Origin of the sequence: uncultured Tenacibaculum sp. (assembly GCF_947498805.1) — a bacterium.
Taxonomy (GTDB): Bacteria; Bacteroidota; Bacteroidia; order Flavobacteriales; family Flavobacteriaceae; genus Polaribacter.
The window spans coordinates 242,834-264,370 of the sequence record NZ_CANMLT010000006.1; the positions used below are offsets into that span (position 1 = coordinate 242,834).

General features: G+C 31.8%; 21 protein-coding genes. 11 read left to right on the forward strand and 10 right to left on the reverse strand.

What is annotated here, in order from left to right; translation table 11 throughout:
• The first annotated feature begins 33 nt into the window (after positions 1-33).
• Positions 34-807 (forward strand): sterol desaturase family protein, encoded by a 774-nt coding sequence (locus Q0873_RS13945; RefSeq protein WP_299108353.1) that lies wholly within the window; start codon positions 34-36, stop codon positions 805-807.
• Here Q0873_RS13945 and Q0873_RS13950 read toward each other — a convergent pair.
• The 5 genes from Q0873_RS13950 to Q0873_RS13970 form a co-directional block, all read right to left on the reverse strand.
• On the reverse strand, positions 797-1,141 hold the full coding sequence (locus tag Q0873_RS13950; protein ID WP_299108355.1) for a 5-carboxymethyl-2-hydroxymuconate Delta-isomerase: 345 nt from the start codon (positions 1,139-1,141) through the stop codon (positions 797-799). The genes Q0873_RS13945 and Q0873_RS13950 overlap by 11 nt on opposite strands.
• A gap of 11 nt (positions 1,142-1,152) precedes the next feature.
• Positions 1,153-1,386: a hypothetical protein gene (locus Q0873_RS13955; RefSeq protein ID WP_299108357.1), complete on the reverse strand. Its 234-nt coding sequence runs from the start codon at positions 1,384-1,386 to the stop codon at positions 1,153-1,155.
• 66 nt (positions 1,387-1,452) lie between these two features.
• A complete protein-coding gene (locus Q0873_RS13960; protein ID WP_299108359.1) occupies positions 1,453-2,361 on the reverse strand; it encodes a DUF6624 domain-containing protein in 909 nt (302 codons plus the stop codon).
• Between the two features lie 4 nt (positions 2,362-2,365).
• Positions 2,366-3,412: a serine hydrolase domain-containing protein gene (locus Q0873_RS13965; RefSeq protein ID WP_299108361.1), complete on the reverse strand. Its 1,047-nt coding sequence runs from the start codon at positions 3,410-3,412 to the stop codon at positions 2,366-2,368.
• Between the two features lie 32 nt (positions 3,413-3,444).
• Entirely contained in the window at positions 3,445-3,819 is a 375-nt protein-coding gene (locus tag Q0873_RS13970) for a MotA/TolQ/ExbB proton channel family protein (protein ID WP_299108363.1), read from the reverse strand.
• A gap of 201 nt (positions 3,820-4,020) precedes the next feature.
• Here Q0873_RS13970 and Q0873_RS13975 point away from each other — a divergent pair, with 201 nt between their 5' ends.
• The 10 genes from Q0873_RS13975 (at position 4,021) to Q0873_RS14020 (ending at position 15,585) form a co-directional block, all read left to right on the forward strand.
• Positions 4,021-5,082 carry a histidine kinase gene (locus Q0873_RS13975; protein WP_299108365.1) on the forward strand — a complete coding sequence of 354 codons (1,062 nt, stop codon included), beginning with the start codon at positions 4,021-4,023 and terminating at the stop codon, positions 5,080-5,082.
• Positions 5,072-5,773 (forward strand): LytTR family DNA-binding domain-containing protein, encoded by a 702-nt coding sequence (locus Q0873_RS13980; RefSeq protein ID WP_299108367.1) that lies wholly within the window; start codon positions 5,072-5,074, stop codon positions 5,771-5,773. The genes Q0873_RS13975 and Q0873_RS13980 overlap by 11 nt, the downstream gene beginning before the upstream one ends.
• A 137-nt stretch (positions 5,774-5,910) precedes the next feature.
• Positions 5,911-9,057, forward strand: coding sequence for a SusC/RagA family TonB-linked outer membrane protein (locus tag Q0873_RS13985; protein ID WP_299108369.1), 3,147 nt, complete (start codon positions 5,911-5,913; stop codon positions 9,055-9,057).
• 10 nt (positions 9,058-9,067) lie between these two features.
• The gene (locus Q0873_RS13990) at positions 9,068-10,546 is read left to right on the forward strand and encodes a SusD/RagB family nutrient-binding outer membrane lipoprotein (RefSeq protein ID WP_299108371.1); all 1,479 of its coding nucleotides are present in this window, start codon (positions 9,068-9,070) and stop codon (positions 10,544-10,546) included.
• Positions 10,547-10,727: 181 nt separating this feature from the next.
• Entirely contained in the window at positions 10,728-11,807 is a 1,080-nt protein-coding gene (locus Q0873_RS13995; RefSeq protein WP_299108373.1) for a diphosphomevalonate decarboxylase, read from the forward strand.
• A 17-nt stretch (positions 11,808-11,824) separates the two neighbouring features.
• Complete coding sequence (locus Q0873_RS14000; RefSeq protein WP_299108375.1) at positions 11,825-12,319, forward strand: hypothetical protein; 495 nt, start codon at positions 11,825-11,827, stop codon at positions 12,317-12,319.
• Positions 12,320-12,370: 51 nt separating this feature from the next.
• On the forward strand, positions 12,371-13,297 hold the full coding sequence (locus tag Q0873_RS14005; RefSeq protein WP_299108377.1) for a mevalonate kinase: 927 nt from the start codon (positions 12,371-12,373) through the stop codon (positions 13,295-13,297).
• A 103-nt stretch (positions 13,298-13,400) separates the two neighbouring features.
• Entirely contained in the window at positions 13,401-13,784 is a 384-nt protein-coding gene (locus Q0873_RS14010; RefSeq protein ID WP_299108378.1) for a hypothetical protein, read from the forward strand.
• Between the two features lie 6 nt (positions 13,785-13,790).
• Complete coding sequence (locus Q0873_RS14015; protein ID WP_299108379.1) at positions 13,791-14,702, forward strand: geranylgeranylglycerol-phosphate geranylgeranyltransferase; 912 nt, start codon at positions 13,791-13,793, stop codon at positions 14,700-14,702.
• Positions 14,703-14,748: 46 nt separating this feature from the next.
• Entirely contained in the window at positions 14,749-15,585 is an 837-nt protein-coding gene (locus Q0873_RS14020; RefSeq protein ID WP_299108380.1) for a pseudouridine synthase, read from the forward strand.
• Positions 15,586-15,633: 48 nt separating this feature from the next.
• Here the strand turns inward: Q0873_RS14020 and Q0873_RS14025 are convergent, their stop codons facing one another.
• From Q0873_RS14025 to Q0873_RS14045, 5 genes are all read right to left on the reverse strand, one after another.
• Complete coding sequence (locus Q0873_RS14025) at positions 15,634-15,789, reverse strand: hypothetical protein (RefSeq protein ID WP_299108381.1); 156 nt, start codon at positions 15,787-15,789, stop codon at positions 15,634-15,636.
• A 51-nt stretch (positions 15,790-15,840) separates the two neighbouring features.
• Complete coding sequence (locus Q0873_RS14030; RefSeq protein ID WP_299108382.1) at positions 15,841-18,174, reverse strand: T9SS type A sorting domain-containing protein; 2,334 nt, start codon at positions 18,172-18,174, stop codon at positions 15,841-15,843.
• A gap of 197 nt (positions 18,175-18,371) precedes the next feature.
• Complete coding sequence (locus Q0873_RS14035; RefSeq protein ID WP_299108384.1) at positions 18,372-18,737, reverse strand: heavy-metal-associated domain-containing protein; 366 nt, start codon at positions 18,735-18,737, stop codon at positions 18,372-18,374.
• A 24-nt stretch (positions 18,738-18,761) separates the two neighbouring features.
• On the reverse strand, positions 18,762-20,990 hold the full coding sequence (locus Q0873_RS14040) for a TonB-dependent receptor (RefSeq protein ID WP_299108385.1): 2,229 nt from the start codon (positions 20,988-20,990) through the stop codon (positions 18,762-18,764).
• Positions 20,991-21,052: 62 nt separating this feature from the next.
• Positions 21,053-21,466, reverse strand: a complete 414-nt coding sequence (locus tag Q0873_RS14045; protein WP_299108386.1) for a hypothetical protein — start codon at positions 21,464-21,466, stop codon at positions 21,053-21,055.
• Positions 21,467-21,537: the final 71 nt, after the last annotated feature.

A 21,537-nucleotide genomic window follows, 5' to 3' on the forward strand; every position in this document is an offset into this window, starting at 1 on the left:
ATTTTCACTAGCTTTAACAACTAATTTAAACCTATGTTTTTAGACAATAGTTTTATTCAATTTTGGTTTCAAAGCGCATCTACAGTTTTGGTTCGTTACTTGATTTTTGCAAGTACAACCTTTCTATTGTTTTATATTCTATTCAGAAAACAACTATGGTTTCGAAAAATCCAGAAAAAACTACCAAAAATTAAAGATTATAAAAGAGATTTTGGCTACTCTATTTTATCTGTAACCATTTTTGCTACAGTATCATTGATTGTTTTCTACTATTTAAAACCATACACTAATATTTATTACAATTTCAATGAGTATTCTAATCTATATTATGCCTTAAGTTGGGTATGGATTTTCTTTTTACACGATACTTATTTTTACTGGATTCATCGTTGGATGCATAGACCTAAATGGTACAGAAAGGTACATTTGATCCATCATAAATCTACCAATCCTTCTCCTTGGACCGCCTATGCATTTCATCCATTTGAAGCATTTTTAGAAACACTTATTGCGCCATTAATTGCTTTTACACTTCCAGTACACATTTCTTCTATTGGATTGTTTTTCTTATTCCAAATAGCCTACAATGTATATGGTCATTTAGGTTTCGAACTTTATCCTAAAGGGTTTCACAAAACATGGATTGGAAAATGGATAAACACTTCAGTAGCCCATAACCTACATCATAAAAAATTTCATGGAAATTATGGGTTATACTTCCTTTTTTGGGATCGCATAATGGGTACCTTACGTGAAGATTATGATATTTCTTTTGAAGAAACTACTAGTCGTAATTCTAAACCATAGATTTATTACAATACCCTATTCTTTCAAAATCTCGAATATTCATAGACACAATTGGAGAATTTGGAAAAAGGTCTTTTAATACTTTTACAATACTTGAAGAGAGTTTATTCTTTTGTTCTGCAGTTCTTCCTTCCATAATATTACCAAATACATGAATAAAATCGTCTTTCTTACCTCCAACAATATAATCTTCATATACTTTTATTCGAACTTTGATATCTCCTTTTACAAAAAGTTCTGATGCTTCTGCAGCTTCATAAACTAACTGCATTACTTCTTGTTTAGAAGTATCTTTGATAAGATCACCAGAGCATTCAATAATAAAATGTGGCATAATAGTTTGATTTAAGCTAATTCTCCTCTGTGAGGTTTTAATGCATCTCTAAATACTTTCATATAAGTTTCATCAACTATTACAAAAGCAATGGTATGCATTTCATTTAGTTCTTTATAGTTTACCTCATCATATGGTAGTTTATCTATTTGAGCAAACTCTGTTAAATGGATACAGTGATGTTTTGCAGTTTCTAATCCGTCTGGACCTTTAAAATCCCAAATCAATTTTATTTTTCTACTCATACAACAAAAATACCCAATTCTACTGAGAGAACTGAGTATTTCTACTAATAATCAAAAACACTATCTCTATTTTTGCTCTACTTTCCAAGTATAGTTAATCTTTCTTTTTAAATATTCTTTTAGAGGTTCCAAACCAATCTCTTTTCTTCTTCTATCTACATATGCCGGGTCTTTTATTGGAAAAGGTTCTAATTTTCGCATGGCATTGTATCGGAACTGCATTCCAAACAATTGTGGTTTATTAGAATTGACTAAAATTCTATCTTGAATTTTTGCATATTCCATACAACTCCCCTGTTTTTTCAAACAGGCTTCTTTTATTTTGGATATATACTTTACTCGAATAGCATCGTCTTTATGATGATTAATTACCAACAACGGACCATCTGCTGCCAACTTCCCTACCATATCATAAGTAGGCCATCCTTTCTCCTTTATCAGCTTTTCCATTTCAGTAAAATTCCCTCCACCGATTTCTTCTTTCATTTTTGCTAATGGATAATACCAATGCGGAGCTTTTCCCTTTTTCATATAAAACCTCTTCGCCATATCTAACTGATAATCTAAAGCCTGATCTTTCATTATAATACGTAACAACTGTTTTGCATATACGGGTTGTTGAAGCTTTCCTTTCTCTTTCTGATATTTCTCAAGCTGCTGTTCTTCAATAGTAGGCCATCTTTCATCATCTGTTAACGACAATAAATCATTGTCCGCTAAAGCCCATAAAGAGTTATCATTTTTCAATGCTCTATTTAAATAGTGAAAAGCACTATCTTTTTGATACATGATTGCATAAGCACATGCTAAATTGTAGGTGTTCCTATAATTTGAAGCATCCTTTTTAAACACTTCTTTATATGCTACAATAGCTTTCTCCAAATCTCCTTCTCTTCTAAAAGCATCTCCTTTGTTTTCTTTTTGCCCAAACAAATTCACTGAAAATAACAGGAAACAAAGTACTAATTTTCTCATACCATTATTTCTTAGCGCTCGATGAAAGGTAGGTTTGTAGTATTTGAATAGCTGTTTGAGTTGCTGATACAGTAGCAGCATTAAACGTAAATGCTATCGATACTTTTTGAGCTGGTAAATAAATAGCCACTGATTGATAACCATCAATTCCACCATCATGTCCATAAATCGTTATCCCATTAAAGTTTATTACCGAAATTCCTAGTCCCCAGTCATTCCTGATTGGTGTTGTCATTTCATTCAATATTTCGTTTGAAATAATTTTTCCATTAAACAATGCATTATAAAAAGTATTTACCTCTTGAGCTGTTGAAGTTATTCCTCCAGCTCCCATAGTTGACTTTAAGTACGTCTCTTGATAAATAGGAGTCCAAATATTCTCTTTTAAAAAATAAGAATATGCTTCATTCTTCTTAGGCTTGAGTTTAGCACCAAATGTTGTTCTTTTTAATTTCAACGGTTTAAAAACCCTTTCATTCAACACCTTAGAAAACGATTTCTTTTCTATATCTTCTATAATATATGATAATAGTATAAAATTTGAATTGGAATAAGCCGTTTGTGATCCTGGTTCGAATACACTTCCTCCTTTTATGATTTTACCTATCATCTCTTTTCTATTTCTTGGTTTTCGTATCCAAGTATCAAACCCTTCTTCATCAGTAATATTAAACAATCCACTTTGATGACTTAATAAATACTTGATGGTTATTTTATCTGAATTAGGAACTTTTGGAAAGTATTTACTTAACAAAGTATTTAATTCTAGTTTTTGCTCTTCAATAAGTTTTAAAACGACACTCGCTGTAAATACTTTTGAGATAGATCCAATTTTATATCTGGTATTGGCATTAGCAACTTTATCTTGTACCAAATTAGCTTTACCAAAGGACTTATTATAAACCTCATTTCCATTTTGAAAGATCGAAACTGTTCCCATTGCTTTTTGTTCTACTTCAAAAGAATGCAACAATTGATCTAAATTTTCATGCTGTGCATAGGTAAAAAAAGAGCATACGAATCCTATAAAAACAAGTACATGTTTCTTCATAATTATAATTTAATAAGTTATACGAATACTTTTTACGCCTCTTTTTGCTTAAGGGTTAACCCAATAATTCCTAAACGCGCTATTAAGAAAACAACCATTCCAAAGGTTGGACAAAGTAATGCCACTTTTAATCCTCCTGCGAGTATGCTAGAGGATACCGGACCACTTTCACTTATTGAATCAAAAGCTCCAATTAATCCGATCATTTGTCCTAAGAACCCCCAAACCAAAGCAAATAAACTAATATGATGTACTGTTTTTTTTAATACTCCTTTTTCATCTCCTTTAAGTAAAGAAAAAACTACTAAACCAATACAAGTTAGCATCATTAGAAATAATGGATACATAAAAGCAGGTCCACCTTCGTTTAATCTATCGAAAAACTGACCAAAAATTAAAAATCTCATAGTTATTAAATTTTAAAAGTTATTATGCTCCAAACTTACTTGAGTTATAGCTTGCTTATTTTTAATTTCGACACATGACAAAATTAAAAACTAAAACTACGTTTTTTATAAGATAACTTGCAAATCTGCTATTCACCTCTTTTTTTCCGTTTTTTATCGCTAAAAACATTTCCTTTTCAAAAAAAGAAAGATATTGCACCAATGAAAAAAACTACATCAATACTAAAATGGTTAGCTACTACAGCCATTCACCTTTTATTTTGGATTGGTGTTTATTTCTTTTACACCTATTTTTTAGGATATGGTACCAGTAATACTGCTTATGTAAATAAGTTTTCTCTGTTTTTAATGCCTATTACAATCTGTACAGGCTATTTCTTTTTATTATTTCTAATACCTAAATACCTATTACAAAAAAAGCAAGTCTTGTTTATTGTATATACGATATATACATTTATTGTTAGTTCTTTCTTTATCCTACTTTCCATATTATACGGGCTAGTTTTTTCATATGACCTCACCATTAATGAAGCTTCCCCTTTAACAAAAACGCTTCCTTTTATTGTGTTTGGTGTGTACTTTGTTGTGTTGGTAGTTATCATGTTAGGACTGGTAATGCACAATTATAACTCAGCATTAAAAAGTGAAGACTTAAAGAATAAATTCTTAAAGACTCAATTACAACTGAAGGAACAAGAATTGAAGTTTTTAAAAATGCAAATTCATCCACATTTCTTATTCAATACACTAAATACACTCTATGGGTTTGCTTTAAAAAAATCAGACAATGCTCCTGATATGATCTTAAAACTATCTAACTTATTAGATTACATCTTATATCAAGTTGAAAAACCAAAAGTTTTATTAAGCAATGAGGTACAGCACATTGAAGATTATATCTCACTTGAAAAAATGAGGTTTCAAGAAAACCTACAGATAAATTTTGAAAAAGAAATTCACAGTGATCTAATCCAAATTGCTCCTATGATTTTACTGCCTTTTGTAGAAAACGCTTTTAAACACGGGAACCATTTCAATGGAAAATTAAGTATAGACATTCGTTTAAAAACATCTGATAATTCTTTATTTTTCAATATTGAAAATTCAGCAAAAAAAACAATCAACTCCAAAAAAGGAATTGGTTTAGAGAACATTAAAAAGAGATTAGAAATGTTATTTGACAATAATTTCAATTTGGATACAAACCAAACAGATACCAAATATGTGGTTAGTTTAAAACTTCCTTTAAAAAATGAGTACTAATCTAAATTGTGTTGTTGTTGACGATGAACCTGTAGCTAGAGAAATACTGGCTACCTATATCGAAAAAACTCCTAACTTACACCTTATAGCCAGCTACCAAAACGCTTTAGAGGTCATTCAAGCTACACATGATAATAGTATAGATATTTATTTCTTAGACATTAACATGCCAGAAATTACTGGGTTAAGTTTAGCTAAAATCTTAGGGAATTCAGCACATATCATCTTTACTACTGCCTATAGAGAATATGCTGTAGACGGCTTTGATTTACAAGCTACCGACTATTTATTAAAGCCTATTTCCTTTGATCGTTTTTTACAAGCCATACAAAAGATCACTTCAAAGTCAAAACCTACCCTAACTCCTTCAACAGAAACAAAAGCAACCGACTTTATGTTTGTTAGAGCAGACAGAAAAATGATTAAAATAAATTTTGATACTATTTTATACATTGAAAGCTTAGGTGACTATGTAAAAATTATCACTCAAAAAGAAACAATCACTACCAGAGAAACCATCTCGAATCTAGAGAAAGAACTTAACAGGAATTACTTCTTAAGAACTCATAGATCTTACATTGTTAACCTTCATCAAATAAACTCTTACACGAATGAGTTTATCGAAATAGAAAACAAAGCAATCCCTATTAGCAGAAGCTACAAAGAAGACGTTTTAAAGTTTTTAAAATAAGATAGTTAACGATACTATATTAACAATGAATTTGTTAATAAAATACATTTTTAACTGCTTACTGTACCATATTATCAAAAATTCGTAATTGATGTTTTGATTTAATTTATTTGGATTTCTAATTCAAAAATTTAAGTATGAAAACACGAATTTTATGGCTCTTATTTTTTATAACACAAATAACGCTAGCCCAAGAAAAATTCATTTCAGGAATTGTTAGTGACACTTCCGGACCACTCCCTGGAGTGAGTATAGTAATCAAAGGTACAACGCAAGGTACCGAAACAGACTTCGACGGAAACTATAGGATAAAAGCAAAAATTAACGATGTACTTGTTTTTAGGTTTGTTGGAAAAAAAACAGTTGAAAAAACAGTTACTACTTCAAACACTATCAATGTTTCTCTTGAAGATGACGATAACGTTTTACAGGAAGTAGTAGTTACTGCCTTGGGAAAAGTTAAGAAAAAGAAATCTTTAGGTTTCGCTCAGGCATCTGTTAGTGGAGAAGATTTAATTAGAACAAACGAAGTAGATCTTAACAACTCAATCGCTGGTAAAGTTTCTGGGGTACAAGCTATAGGTAACTCGGGGGCTACCTTTGACAGTGCAGGTATTAGACTTAGGGGTAATTCTAATGTATTGTATGTGGTTGATGGAGTTAGGGTACAATCTCCAGCCGATATTAACACCGCCGACATTGATGATATCTCTATTTTAAAAGGAGGAGCTGCAACGGCATTATATGGAACAGATGCAAGTGGTGGTGTGGTAGTTATTACTTCGAAAAAAGCAAAAAAAGGAACAGAAATAAACGCACAGTTTAGTACAGAAGTTGGTAGTGTTACCAATATGTTAGAATACCAAAACGAATACGGTGGTGGTTATAGCCAAAACTTTATAACCATGTCTAACGGTCAATTACGCCCTGATTATGGTGCAGATCAATCTTGGGGACCTAGACTAGATGGTACCTTAGTAAGGCATTGGGATAGTTGGATTGAAGGTGATCCTGAATACGGAAAACTAAGACCTTGGTCTCCAAACCCAACAAACGTAGAAGATTTTTATGAAGAAGCAATTATAAAAAAGGTAATCCTCACGTTTCAAAACGGAGGAGAAAATCACAATATAAGCTCTACTTTAAGACATGTTGATCAAGAAGGTATTCTTCCAAATTCAGGAAGAAAAACCACTCAATTTAGTTCAAATGTTAACTTTAATGTTACCGAAAAACTAAAATTAACTGCCAACCTTAACTATCAAATTAGAAACACTTTAAACAATCCACAACTAGGATACACAGGAAGTGGATCATTTTTTAGACCAAACCAATGGTGGCAAAGACAATTAGATATGAAACGTCTAAGAAACTATAAACGAAACGGTAAGTTTGTTTCTTGGAACATTCAAAGTCCTACCAATCCTATACCTGCTTTCTGGGATTCACCATATTTTGAATTCTTTGAAAACAGAAACGAACAGGACAAAAACGCAATTTTTGGGAAAGTTGCTTTAGACTATGAATTTAATGAACAATTTAGTGCCTCTTTACAGTATAGAAAAACATTCAATACATTTGATTTCTACAGACTAAGAGCCTTCGGAGGAAGAGGTGGTGCTACAGAACCAAGGTACGACGAAAGTACTTCTACAAACTCTGAAGACGAATTATTTGGTTCAATTACTCACAAGATCAAACTTGGAAACAATGATGAGTTTGATGTAAATACAACCGTAGGGTTTCAAATTCAAAATAAAGAATTCAAATCATACTTTGCTAATACTGTTGGAGGGTTAACTACTCCAGGGTTTTACTCGATAGATTCTTCAGTTGACAGGCCTTTTATTGGAAGAAATTTAGCTACGATAAAATCTAGAGCTATTTTCGGGAATCTTACTATTGGTTATGATGACATATTATTCCTAGATGCTACATTACGTTCTGACTGGAGCTCTACAGCAAATCCAGAAAAAAACAGGGTTATTACCTATGGAGTATCTACCAGTTTCGTTTTTAGCGAACTATTAAAAGACTTAGACTTTTTAAGTTTTGGTAAGTTAAGAGGAGGTTTTTCAAGTGCTCCAAGCTTCCCAGGAATTCATCAAATTCTAGAAACTTATCAAAGTGCTGGAAACTACAATGGACAACCATTATATTCAATACCTTCTACAGCTAAAAATCCAGAAATTATTGGTGCTAGCTCAAAAGAAAAAGAATTTGGTTTGGAACTGAAGTTTCTTAACAACAAAATTGGTTTAGACTTAACACATTACAACACAAAAATTGAAGGTTTTCCTAGACCGGTAGCATTACCCGCATCAACAGGATTCTCTTCAATTCAAAGAAATAGTGGAAAAGAAACAAGAAGTGGATGGGAACTAGGATTAAATTTTAAACCTATAACTACCGATGACTTTTCTTGGACTTCTTCTATCAATTTAGCTACTATTGATTGGGTTGTAGATGAGATAAACGCTACCGACGATCCTAGTCTTCCTAGTACAAGAGTATTAGACAGAGTATGGACATGGAATACAGGATATATTAACTTAAAAGATGTTGAAGGTAGAGCTAAAGGAGGTATTTATGGTTCTAGACCGAAAAGAGACGCACAAGGTAGATTAATTATTAATCAATCTGCAGGTGATTGGAGTAGACAATTATTTGAAGTTGAAAATGATGTTTTACTGGGTAATTTCTTACCAGACTTAACAGGTGGATTTAACAACACTTTTAGATACAAAAACTTTGAATTATCAGCTACTATCGATTTCCAAATTGGAGGTGATTATTATTCAACATCAAAAAGATGGGCTCGAGGTTCTGGACAATCTATAGAAACTGTTGGTACAAATGATAAAGGAAATCCTATTAGAGATGACGTAGCCGATGGAGGTGGTATTAGAGTTGATGGAGTAGATTCTGTAACTGGTGATCCTGTTACTAGATACATTACAGCATACGCTTATTTTGACAGACAATTACCTGCCTTTGGAGAAAGCCTAGTTTTTGATGCTAGTTATGTTAAGCTTCGTCAGTTTTCTTTAAGCTATACACTTCCAAAAGGGTGGTTTGACAAATGGGGAATTAAAAATGTAAGAGCAAGTATTTATGGAAATAATCTATGGTTAATATATGCAGCTGATGAAATAGATCCTTCAGAGATAGAAAATGTAAGCGGTACAAGTTTAGGAAGAAACGGAAACGGTTTTAGATGGCAAGAAGGAGCTCAATTTCCAAGTCAAAGAACCATTGGTTTTAATCTTAATTTAACTTTTTAAAGAAATAATCATGAAAAAGCATATTATAAATATCTCAATAGTATCTCTAACTTTTCTATTTACACTTTCTTGTACAAAGGTAGATTTTGGAGATACCAACATAGATCCAAACAATCCAACTGAAAATTTAACAAACGCATTATTATCAAATGCACTCTTTGTAACTGGTGGAGCTTCTACGGCAATTACTCCGGGGTATTATGTACAACATTATTCAGACATACAATACACCGATGGTTCAAGATATGGAACTTCTGAGTTTGGATATAACGGGTTTTACACAGGAACCTTACATAATTTAGAAAGGATAATTGCATTGAATACCAATGATAACACAAAGAACGACGTAGCTACTTATGGTAACAACGACAACCAAATAGCCGTAGCTAAATTAGTGAAAGCATTCACCTATCAACAAATGACAGATAGATGGGGATACATTCCTTTTTCACAAGCTCATAAACCTGGTGAATTTGATTTCCCAGAATTTGATTCTTCTATAACAATTTATGACCAATTGTTTAACTTAATTGATGAAGCATTAGCTCAAATTAAAACTTCGGAAAGTGGACCTACTGGAGATATTATCTTTCAGGGAAACATGGAAAGATGGAAACAATTTGGAAATACTTTAAAATTAGTAATGGCACTAAGGTTATCAGATGCTTCTTCGGAAATGACCACAGCATCTGGAATTAACAATTATGCAGAAACAAAATTTAATGAAGCAATGCCAGGAGCAATTAGCAACCAAGCAGAAGACATTTTGTTTCCATATACACTAGATGATGCAACCGATAATCCTTGGCAAGATCGATATAATGGAAATCGTGCACCTGATTTTACAGTAAGTAAAACTTTAGTGGATTTCTTACAAGATCCTAACAGAAATGATCCTCGTATAGCAAAATATGCCGATGAAGTTCAAAACGCACCAGGAACTTATGTAGGAATGGAATACGCAGTTATCTCACCAAACGTAGACAGACAAGATATTTCATTGCTAACCTCAAACATCGCTAACAAAGGAGATGCTCCTGGGTATGTTTTCACCTATGCGCAAGTAGCCTTTGCTAAAGCAGAAGCAGCTTTAAAAGGGTGGATTTCTGGAACTCCATCTGATTACTATTATGAAGGAATTAATGCTTCTATGAAACAATGGGCTGTTACTGACGCACAGTACAATACCTATATTACGCAGCCAGCCGTTGTATGGGACGCTGCAAGAGGAATCGAATTAATTGCTGAACAAAAATGGATTGCTCTTTTTATGCAACCTTTTGAAGCATGGGCAGAATGGAGAAGATTGGATTTGCCAGCATTAACTCCGGCAGCTAGCCCGATTAACGGAACTGCAATTCCAGTAAGATATGGTTATTCAAGTACAATCAACGATAGTAATAGAGCTGAGCTTCAAAAAGCAATACAAAGCCAAGGCTTACCTACTCTAGATGATTTGGGTACTAAACTGTTCTGGGATAAAAACTAATAAAAGTAATTTGACTATTGTTCGAATTACACATAATTGATGTGATAAAATTTACATTGTAACTAATCTTACATAATTATTTGAATTATTTTATCATTCGTTTAAAAGACTGTTTTTTATATAAAAGACAGTCTTTTTTATTTTATACTTTACAACTATCTTTACACCAAAATTTAGAGCATTGAACACTTCAGAATTTATTTATAAATCTTCAGAAAAGAACATTGAAAACTTAACAGTTGCATGGCAAACTCCAAGTAATATTGCTTTGGTAAAATATTGGGGGAAAAGCGAACCACAAATTCCTAAAAACGCCTCAATTAGCTTTACACTAAACAACTGTAACACAAAGACAAAAATTGAGTTTTCAAAAACAAACACACTTCAATCACCAGAATTTGAACTTTATTTTGAAGGTAAAAAGAAGGACGATTTTAAACCTAAAATTAATAAGTTCTTTGAACGTATAAAAGAATATTGTCCATATATCTTGGAGTATAAGATGGTAATCCATTCTGAAAATTCTTTTCCTCATAGTAGTGGAATTGCTTCTTCTGCTAGTGGAATGGCCGCTATTGCAATGTGTTTAATGAATTTAGAAAAAGAACTAAACCCATCATTAACCGATGCCTATATAAATCAAAAAGCTTCGTTTCTAGCCAGATTAGGTTCAGGTAGTGCTAGTAGAAGTATTGAAGGCCCATTAGTAGTTTGGGGAGAACATCCTAAAATAACCGGTAGTTCTGATTTATATGGAGTTAAATTCCCATTTAATGTACATACTGTTTTTGAAGATTATTGCGATACTATTTTGTTAGTTGACAAAGGAGAAAAGCAGGTTTCTTCAACAGTTGGGCATAATTTAATGCATGATCATCCATATGCTGAAAATCGCTTTAAACAAGCAAATGACAACCTAGAGAAACTTTCAGAAATTCTTCAAAATGGTGACATCAAAAGCTTTATTTCACTTGTTGAAAGTGAAGCTTTAACCTTGCATGCAATGATGCTTACTAGTAATCCGTATTTTATATTAATGAAACCTAATACCTTAGAAATAATTAATGAAATATGGGAATATAGAAAAGAAACCAACAGTAATGTTTGCTTTACTTTAGATGCAGGAGCGAATGTTCATTTATTATACCCTCAAAACGAAAAGGAAACTATTGAAAACTTCATTAAGGAAACTTTAAGTAAATACTGCCAAAAAAATCATTATATTTGTGATAATGTGGGCTTTGGCGCGCAAAAAATATAACTTAATTCCCTTTAATTATGAAAAATTCAACATTTTACCTGCTGATGTTGATTACCTTTTTATCTGTATCAGCTACCGCACAAGAAACTATATGGTTTGATGCCAATTGGCAAGAAACCTCAAAAGATAATGCTGAATATTACCGCCCTGCCCCACAAAAAAAAGGTAATGGTTATTTAATTGTTGATTATTTCAAAAATGGTCAAATACAAATGAAAGGTTTTAGTACTAACGCTGAACCGCATAAAGAAGAATTTCAAGGTTTAGTTGTGTATTATCATCAAAATGGAAAACCATATCACGAAGCAAATTATAAAGACGGAAAGTTACATGGTGTAAGGAAAGTTTATTTCGAAAGTGGTGAACTTAAAGAACAAGGAAAGTACAAAGATGGACAGCGAGATGGTATTTGGAAAACTTTTTATAAAACTGGAAAAATAGAAACTAAAGGAAAGTACCAAGACGGAGAAAAAGTCGGTGTTTGGAAAACCTTCTATAAAAACGTTCAATAGCAAGCAATTAAATAAATACTTTATCTATATTTGCTGTCAAAATTCAAACCTATGAAAGGACCTTTGTTTTATGCGAAAATATTGTTATTCGGAGAGTACGGGATCATTAAAGACTCTAAAGGACTCGCTATCCCTTTTAACACCTATAAAGGAGCATTAAAAACGGTAAGAAATTTAAGTGGTGAGGCTTTAAAATCTAATCAAAGCTTGCACAAGTTCTATGGTTACTTATCTAACTTAGATTCAGATGCTGTTTCTTTTGATCTAGATCGCTTAAAAGAAGATATTGATGCTGGAATGTATTTTGATTCTTCAATACCTCAAGGATATGGAGTAGGAAGTTCAGGAGCCTTAGTTGCTTCTGTCTATGATAAATATGCAAATGATAAGATTACCGTTTTAGAAAATCTTACTCGAGATAAACTATTACAATTAAAGCAAATCTTTTCTTTGATGGAATCTTTCTTCCATGGAAAAAGTTCTGGTTTAGATCCGTTAAACTCTTATTTAAGCTTACCTATTTTAATCAACTCTAAAGAACATATTGAGCCTGCTGGAATTCCGTCTCAAAAAGAAGGAAAAGGAGCGGTTTTCTTATTAGATTCTGAACAAATTGGAGAAACGGAACCTATGGTAAACATCTTTATGAACAAGATGAAAAACGAAGGGTTTAGAAAAATGATAAGCGAAGAGTTTGCAACTTACACTGATGCTTGTATTGATGATTTCTTAAAAGGAAATGTAACATCATTATTTGGAAATGTCAAGAAGCTTTCTAAAGTAGTTTTAGCAAACTTCAAACCTATGATTCCAGATGCTTTTCATAAAGTTTGGGAAAAAGGTATTCAAACCAATGATTACTACTTAAAACTTTGTGGTTCTGGTGGAGGTGGATACATCTTAGGGTTTACCGAAGATTTTGATAAAGCAAAGAACATTTTAAAAGAATATAAATTAGAAGTAGTTTATAGATTTTAAATAAATGTTTGTATTGATTCATTTAATATTCGAGTTTTTTAGAATCTCTATTCTCTCTTGTATTTATGGATTACTTTTGAATTTTACTTTTAAATCAAAAAGAATGAACCTACCAATAATCGTTGGCTTTTTGTTCATCTCTTTATTCATCTGGAGATTTTCTTACTGGAGAAATAATGGTCTTGGTGATTCTGGAAGAATACCATTATCAGGGACACATGAAATTAAAATTATTGACTGGGTTCAGGGCACCATTTATTCTAATGGATCGCAGTTAGCAATCGCCGAAAAAATCTATTGCAAAGATGACATTCTATATATCGCAAACAATAATGGCTATTCTATAATAGAGTTAAGAAATGATGTAATACATAAAAATCTTTCAGCAAAAGAATTCACTAACATGCAAGGAGAAGTAAACAAATTACAAAAGCTTAGTAAATTTCATTCTTCACATCATAGCACATTTAAATTACTGTTATTTTAGGGTGAAATGAGTAATACAAAAACTTTAAGTAAAAAACTATTTAGCCTTCTATCTGTTGTTAGAGGATATAATATATTAGTACTAATAGCAGCTCAATATTTGGCTGCTATTTTTATTTTTTCTGATGCTGATTCAATTAAAAAAGTAATTTTCGACTGGCATCTTCTTTATCTTGTACTTGCTACCGTTTGTGTTATTGCAGCTGGATATATTATTAATAATTTCTACGATTTAAAAGCAGATAAAATTAACAGACCTGTTAAATCAAACTTAGATGCTTATGTAAAACAAGAAACAAAATTAAGCCTGTACTTTTTTTTAAACTTTGTGGGCTTTTATTTTGGTTGGTTGGTTTCATGGAAAGCAGCATTATTCTTTGCACTCTATATCTTTGGTATATGGTTTTATTCACACAAACTAAAGAAGTATCCAGTTTCTGGTCTTATTGCAGCAACCATACTTACCATCCTTCCTTTTTTTGTGGTATTTATACATTATAAAAACTTTTCTAAAGTTATTTTTATTCATGCTTTCTTTCTATTCCTCGTAATAATGGTGAGAGAATTGATTAAATATTTAGAAAATATTAAAGGAGCTGTAGCCAATAATTACAACACATTCCCTGTGCAATATGGGGAACGAAACACTAAAAAAACCATTGTTTTTTTATTAGTTTTAACCTTGATACCCGTTGGTATTCTTTTTAATTACCCTGCTATTGAATATATGAAATACTACTTCTATTTAGCAGCTGTTATACTTATATTCATTGGATTTTATATTTGGAAAGCAACAGATAAAACCCAATATCAATTATTACATAACATTTTAAAGATACTTTTACTTATTGGTGTGTTTAGTTTGTTATTTATTGACAAGACTTTACTTTTAGATAAAGTTGTTGAAGTTTTAGATTAAAAATCAAATATTTAGCGTACATTTGCGCGCTTAAAATTTTCAAGAAATGCAAAGAAAAAACTCGTCGAGAGGACGACAAGCTGATAAAAACAGCAATCCTCAAGGAAAAGGTAAATTCAAAAAAGACTTCAGAAAACCAAAGTCATCTGCTTCTAAACCAACTCAAAAGAAGGATGATGGAGTACGTTTAAACAAGTACATTGCTAACTCAGGAATTTGTTCTCGTAGAGAAGCAGATACGTATATTGAGCACGGTAGTGTAGTTGTAAACGGGAAGTTAGTTACCGAAATGGGATACAAAGTTCAACCAGGAGATGAAGTAAAATTCGATGGTACCTTAATCTCTATGGAACAAAAGCGTTACGTTTTATTAAACAAACCAAAAAATTACATTACTACCATGGAAGATGATCGTGGAAGAAAAACGGTAATGGAATTGATTTCAAACGCTACCAAAGAACGTATTTATCCTGTAGGGCGTTTAGATAGAAACACTACTGGATTGTTACTTTTTACCAATGATGGAGAGTTAGCTAAAAAGCTTACACACCCTAAGCACAATGTGCGTAAATTATACCATGCTTCTTTAGATAAGAAACTATCATTAGCTGATTTAGAGAAATTACGTGGAGACGTAATTATTGAAGGAAGAAAAGTATTTATTGATGCAGTTTCATATGTTGAAGGTGAAAGAAAAACTGAAGTAGGTATCGAAATTCACTCAGGAAGAAATCGTATTGTTCGTAAAATATTTGAACACTTTGGTTATACTGTAGTAAAGTTAGACCGCGTAATTTTTGCTGGTTTAACGAAAAAGAATTTACCTCGTGGTAGATGGAGAGAGTTAACCAATCAAGAATTAAATAACTTACAAATGTTATAAGAAAAATCCCAAGTATATACTTGGGATTTTTTTTCAATAAAAACTAATTTAAAAATTATCTCCTGGATTTTCAGGACTTTGAGCTTGTGCTTTCTGAGGGTTTAAAATCATATAGGTACCCAACGCTGTTAAAGCGGTATACTTTCCGTATTTACCAATTTTTTTCAACGCCTCTTTTCTCGATATCTCTTTATTTTGCTTCATAATTAACTATTAATGAATCCTTATCTCTATAATATGTTATACTAATTAGATCTAGTTTATAATGATCTTTTTAACTCCTTGTTTATTACCTAAAACCGCTTTCACTAAATATACTCCCGTTGATAACCTAGGCAATTCAACTATACTATCATCTGCACTTACCTGCTTCTCTTTAAGTAATTCACCCTGAATCGAATACACATAAACATTCGTCTTATCCTCCACTCCAACAATCTCTAAAACGTTAGAATTCAATTGAATGATTTTAAAATCTGAAACTTCTTTGATTGTATTATCGGTAAGTACCTTTGAAGTTATATGTAGAAAAAAACGTCCAGTACCTATAGTTTTTTCAGTAATTTTAGCGGAGTAGCTTTTTGTATCATCATCAAGTTGAAAAAATTGCTCCTTTTCTTTATCTTCTATATATACTTTCATTTTACTTGAAACACTTTTAGCATCTATAGAAAACTTAACATCTTCTCCTTCTTCAGCCATTATTCCAATTGGAACAACTGTATGCTCTTTTACATTTGGTAATGACTGAATTTGAAACTTCTTATTTGTATTGTTTTCTAATAACTCAGTATATACCTCAAACTTACTTTCTACACCAGAGAACAATTCTCCATCATACCCATTATCGAATCCATTTGTTGCTAATTTTGAAAAATAAACTTTAGCATATTTATAAAGTTCTCCATTAAAAACATTTAGTTTGATTTCTGTTCTTTCGGCTAAGTTTCTTTGAAAGGTATCTGCTCCATGGCTTTGGTTAGCCTTACTAAACACCACAGGCTCATACCTTACCTTTGATTTCACAAAAAAACCTTGTCCAGGAGCTAACTTAAAATCATCTGCACTTACCTTAGTTTCATAACTATTCGTTGCCTGATTCCAAATCCAAATAGTTTCACTTTCTAACAAATGCGTGTTCTCATTTAAAAAAGCCTTAGAGTTAACCATTGCGAGATACGGATTACTTAGCAAATTATATGAGTTTAATCCTTTTTTAATATGGGTACTTACATTATTAGCATTGACAAACCCTCTTATAAAGAAATCATCAGGAGAAGCTAATTTAACAGCAAATCCCTTCCCTTGATTTACCCCTCCATATGAAGTTGTTTTTTGATATTCCCATCGATTACTTACGCCATTCTCATTATTATAATATGCCATACCGATGTTATTGTTTTTTCCTGTAGCAAACACATTATTAGCTCTCAAGTATTGAACCCCCTCTCCATTTAAAGGAACCCCCATTAGATACCAATTTGTAGTCGCTAAATTTCTTTTATAGGTAACATATCCAGATACTTCTGCATTAGCCACTAACGTAGTTCCCGATTCCATGACAATACTTTTTACAGTTGTATTGGTATTTATTGTTGGAAAATTACTAGCTGTTGAAGGAATTAATACCCTATCTGTCGAACTAGGCAATGTTCCTCCTTCCCAATTCCCTACCAAAGTCCAATCTGAACTTATATTTCCAGACCAAGTTATAGGCTCGCAATTTTCATTATAATTTACTGTTACATCCTTTTGTGTCCAATTTGTTGTACTCCATGTAGCATTATCTACTTGAATACAGCTCAGTCTTGGAGTATATCTAACAGAGAAATCCGAAGTACTAATAAATCCATTAGCTCCATTTTTCACATTCAAACGTTCTAATTTCGAATTACCAGACGCATGCAGTCGAATAAGTTTAGTATGTTGACTTACATCTAATTCTTTTATTAATGTATTATCTATTAGCAATGCCTGTATATCTAAATTCGTACTTAAATCAATACTTTTAAACAAGTTATGTCCTAATTCTAAACTCCCTCCTAGTTTTGTTTGATTCGTTATATCTAATTCTTCTAAGTTATTATTACTTAACGATAATCTAACTAACTCAATGTTTTTGCTAAGATCAATTGATGTTAGCTCATTTGACTGCAAATACAAATTAGTTAATGCCGTATTATTACTTACATCAATTGATGTCACTCTGGTAGCCCCTAAATTAAGGTATGTCAATTTTATATTCTTACTAAAGTCAAAATTCTGCATTCTAAAGTTCCCATAACAATTTAGATATGTTAACTCTGTATTCTTTGACAAGTCCATCTTTGTTAGGGAGGAATTCCTAAAAATTGACAATATTTTCAATGCTGTAAAATCCTCTATTCCTGTTAAATCTACAATTTCCAAATTATCGAGAGTCAAATTTTCAACATTGCTAATATTGGCTGTTACTACAGTACCATCAATAACGTCATCATGTCCTAAATTAATTAGCGCTTGCTCAAATTTAGCATCTGGAATTACTGTAGTTTGCGCATAGCCAACAATAGTTATACATGTTAATAGTAATAGTAATTTTTCTTTCATAATTAAGTTATTTAAAAAAAGCAAAACTACTCTTACCTCATGTTTTCAAGTTCACCCGAAAAAGGTGATTTTTTATTTTTCTATTTCCTCAAACTATTCAAACTATTCAAACTAAAATACAGATAACCTATACAGACCATTAAGAACAAATGAAAGACATAATAAAAAAGCCGAGTTTTAAAACTCGGCTTTTATCTTTAACTCTTTTCTTCTTGATGATCTTTTTTCACTTCTTCATCACGATATTTACAACATGGATGTAAATTATCATACGCTTCATCTGAAGCCTTTATCTCTTTAGTGTCATGTCCTACAGCTGCCATCTTTTGCTTAACAGCTTTTACATTGGTTTTTCGTTCATCCATAATAACCATTAGCTGATGTGTTTTAACATTCCAGTTAGCAAACTTTATCCCTTTAATATTTAAAGCTGCCTTTTCTATTCTTTTTTTACACATCATACAAACACCATCCACTTCAAAAGTAACCTTAGCATTTTTCTTTTGAGAAAATCCTGAAAAGCTAATGAACAGCACCGCTATTAATAATAATACTTTTTTCATTTTTTAAATTATTTAGTTTTTAAGTTAATCTATTCTATATCGTAAACCAGCATAGAAATTACCTCCAAAAATTGGTGCGTATACAATTGTAGTATCAAAATTTGCACCAAACGGGTCATTACTTCCTAGCACTGGATTACTTTGTTTATAATTTGTTACATTTTCTCCTCCTGCATATACTTCAAACTTCTTAGAAAACACTCTTGTAACCTGAGTATTTACCAAACTATAAGGCTCTACATATGTTGAAGTTCCAGGTAAACGTTGCTCTCCTATCCAATTATAGGTAACATCAAATTTCCAATTTGCTTGTTTTGTAGTTTTGGTTGTTTCATAAGAAACATTCGCAAAGAATCGATGTTTTGCTAATAACGATTTCGATAAGTTCCCTGAAGTAAAATCAGTATTTACGTCATAAAACTTATAAGAAAAACGGGTATTGAAATATGGAATAATATTTTGATTTAGTTCAATCTGAAAACTATTCGCCACACTATTTCCATCTAAATTGTAGAAAGAAATTGCTTGCGGATTTTCCCAATCTACGACTACCTGATTTTTAAAATCGGTCATGTAATAATCAAACGTAATATCTCCTTTTCTTCCAAACAACTTATACCCTTGTAAAAAAGAGAGTCCATAATTCCATGCAACTTCAGAATCTAATCCGTAAATATTACCACCAGCATTTACAATATTAATTGCTCTTGAGGAAGCAAACAACTTTTGGTTTTCTGCAAAAATATTAGCACTCCTCTTCCCTCTTCCTACTGATGCTCTAAAAACTCCTTTTTCCCATGGAGTATATCTTACGTGCAAACGAGGAGTAACAAAAGTTCCTAATAAATTATGCGTATCTATTCTAATTCCGGCAGTAATGCTTATATCTTCTGAATTATCATACCCATATTCAAAGAAAGCCCCAAAAGAAGTTTCATCTCTATTAAAATTAACAGCACCAGTTGAAGTAGTATTAATAAACTCATCATAATTATCATGGGTAAAATTAACACCTGTTTTAAACTTATGACGTGTATCTCCAATAATAGAGTTAAATATTAAATTACTATAAAAACTTTCATGGTGAATATCATAGTCTCTTAACCCAAAATAAGAATCTTGTTTATGATTACTATAGGCTGCTTGAAATCCTGCGCTTTGAAATGGCAAATCAGGAAAAACATACCCTACTTTAACCGAACTCTCAAACCTATTGGTCTTAATCTCACTTCCCCAAATAGTATTTGAACCTTTATGAAGATCTGGATCAAAACCTAATTGACCCGCTTGCTTATTATCATTTACAAAATGAACATTAAAGAAACTCACCCAACCTTTTTCAGCATCGGTATATTGCCATCTATTTAGCACATTAATTTGTTCGGCTAGTGGGTTATCTAAAAACCCATCTTTATTTCGATCAAACTTTTGTCCTCTGTAGTTTCCATGTAAATACAATCCTGTATCCCATTTATCACTTAGCTTTTTGTTTATATGAGTATTTAACTCAAATCTACCTCCGAGAGAACCATAGGCATTTACAAACAAGCTATTATCTGTAGATGGCTTTACTAACTCTGTATTAATTTGTCCAGAAATACTCTCAAAACCATTCACTACACTCCCAGCTCCTTTAGTAATTTGAATACTTTCTACCCAAGTACCAGGAGTAAAACTTAGTCCAAACACTTGAGACGCTCCTCTTATTGACGGAATATTCTCCTGAGTAATTAACAAATATGGACTTGTTAAACCCAACATTTTAATTTGCTTTGTTCCAGTTAATGCATCTGAAAAATTCACATCAATAGATGGATTCGTTTCAAAGCTTTCAGACAAATTACAACAAGCTGCTTTTAACAGCTCTTCACTATTAATGGTAACTAAATTTTGTGTTTGCAAATATGAACGTTGTGTAGCTTCTTTTTTCGCATCTATTTCAACCTCCTCTAAAACACTTTCTTCAGTTAAATAATGATGAATTGGTTTTAAACTTTCAACATCAATTGTATCGGTTTTATACCCAATAAAACTAACTACCAATTTCTTGTACTCCTCTTTATAAGGTAATGTAAACCATCCTTTTTCATTTGTTGTAGTTCCAATTTCAGTGTTCAACCACCAAACATTGGCTCCCATAACCCCCAAATTATCTTTAGAGTTATTTTTATCCATAATCATTCCCTTAAATTCTTCTTGAGAAAATGCTACAGATGATATTAGCATTAATATGCTAACTATATGTGTTTTCATTTTTTATCATATAATTGTATTACACCTTTATTATTTTATTTCTAAAAAAATAGTGTGTAAAATCATATAGTAAAAACCTCATGTAAAACGTTTAGATCAAAAAAGAGTTTGGGTGGTAAATAGTTTTTATGTGGAACAAATTGTTTTTCCAAGCCTTGAAATAACAATTTGTAAGAAACTGCATAAGAAAGTATGAATGCTTTTTGTTGAAAGGATATTTTATCTGTTGATAATTTTTGAAGTTCATCTTGCCCCTCAATTTTTTCAACTTCATCCTTGCAACATTTCTTTATTACTTTCTTAACTCCACAATCGGTTCCTGCTGCTTCTCCAGCACAACCACCTGACTCTCCAAAATAAGAAGTATTTACTAAAAAATCACCACAATAATGTTTTTCTACAGTAAAAGAAAATGTAGAAAACAACACTAATAGTGCTAGTAATACAGATGATATTTTAGTGAAATATTGTTTCATTAACAGGACAAAGTTACAAAAATTGATTTTTAGCTTTAATAAGACAATTGTTAAAAGTATTTTTGTAAGCT

Coding starts and splice junctions, on each gene's coding strand:
- Q0873_RS14005 (WP_299108377.1), top strand. CDS start 12,371: ATGAAAGGACCTTTGTTTTATGCGAAAATATTGTTATTCGGAGAGTAC.
- Q0873_RS14045 (WP_299108386.1), bottom strand. CDS start 21,466: ATGAAACAATATTTCACTAAAATATCATCTGTATTACTAGCACTATTA.
- Q0873_RS13980 (WP_299108367.1), top strand. CDS start 5,072: ATGAGTACTAATCTAAATTGTGTTGTTGTTGACGATGAACCTGTAGCT.
- Q0873_RS13945 (WP_299108353.1), top strand. CDS start 34: ATGTTTTTAGACAATAGTTTTATTCAATTTTGGTTTCAAAGCGCATCT.
- Q0873_RS14035 (WP_299108384.1), bottom strand. CDS start 18,737: ATGAAAAAAGTATTATTATTAATAGCGGTGCTGTTCATTAGCTTTTCA.
- Q0873_RS13970 (WP_299108363.1), bottom strand. CDS start 3,819: ATGAGATTTTTAATTTTTGGTCAGTTTTTCGATAGATTAAACGAAGGT.
- Q0873_RS13950 (WP_299108355.1), bottom strand. CDS start 1,141: ATGCCACATTTTATTATTGAATGCTCTGGTGATCTTATCAAAGATACT.
- Q0873_RS14010 (WP_299108378.1), top strand. CDS start 13,401: ATGAACCTACCAATAATCGTTGGCTTTTTGTTCATCTCTTTATTCATC.
- Q0873_RS13985 (WP_299108369.1), top strand. CDS start 5,911: ATGAAAACACGAATTTTATGGCTCTTATTTTTTATAACACAAATAACG.
- Q0873_RS13965 (WP_299108361.1), bottom strand. CDS start 3,412: ATGAAGAAACATGTACTTGTTTTTATAGGATTCGTATGCTCTTTTTTT.
- Q0873_RS14015 (WP_299108379.1), top strand. CDS start 13,791: ATGAGTAATACAAAAACTTTAAGTAAAAAACTATTTAGCCTTCTATCT.
- Q0873_RS13955 (WP_299108357.1), bottom strand. CDS start 1,386: ATGAGTAGAAAAATAAAATTGATTTGGGATTTTAAAGGTCCAGACGGA.
- Q0873_RS13975 (WP_299108365.1), top strand. CDS start 4,021: ATGAAAAAAACTACATCAATACTAAAATGGTTAGCTACTACAGCCATT.
- Q0873_RS14030 (WP_299108382.1), bottom strand. CDS start 18,174: ATGAAAGAAAAATTACTATTACTATTAACATGTATAACTATTGTTGGC.
- Q0873_RS13960 (WP_299108359.1), bottom strand. CDS start 2,361: ATGAGAAAATTAGTACTTTGTTTCCTGTTATTTTCAGTGAATTTGTTT.
- Q0873_RS14025 (WP_299108381.1), bottom strand. CDS start 15,789: ATGAAGCAAAATAAAGAGATATCGAGAAAAGAGGCGTTGAAAAAAATT.
- Q0873_RS14020 (WP_299108380.1), top strand. CDS start 14,749: ATGCAAAGAAAAAACTCGTCGAGAGGACGACAAGCTGATAAAAACAGC.
- Q0873_RS13990 (WP_299108371.1), top strand. CDS start 9,068: ATGAAAAAGCATATTATAAATATCTCAATAGTATCTCTAACTTTTCTA.
- Q0873_RS14040 (WP_299108385.1), bottom strand. CDS start 20,990: ATGAAAACACATATAGTTAGCATATTAATGCTAATATCATCTGTAGCA.
- Q0873_RS14000 (WP_299108375.1), top strand. CDS start 11,825: ATGAAAAATTCAACATTTTACCTGCTGATGTTGATTACCTTTTTATCT.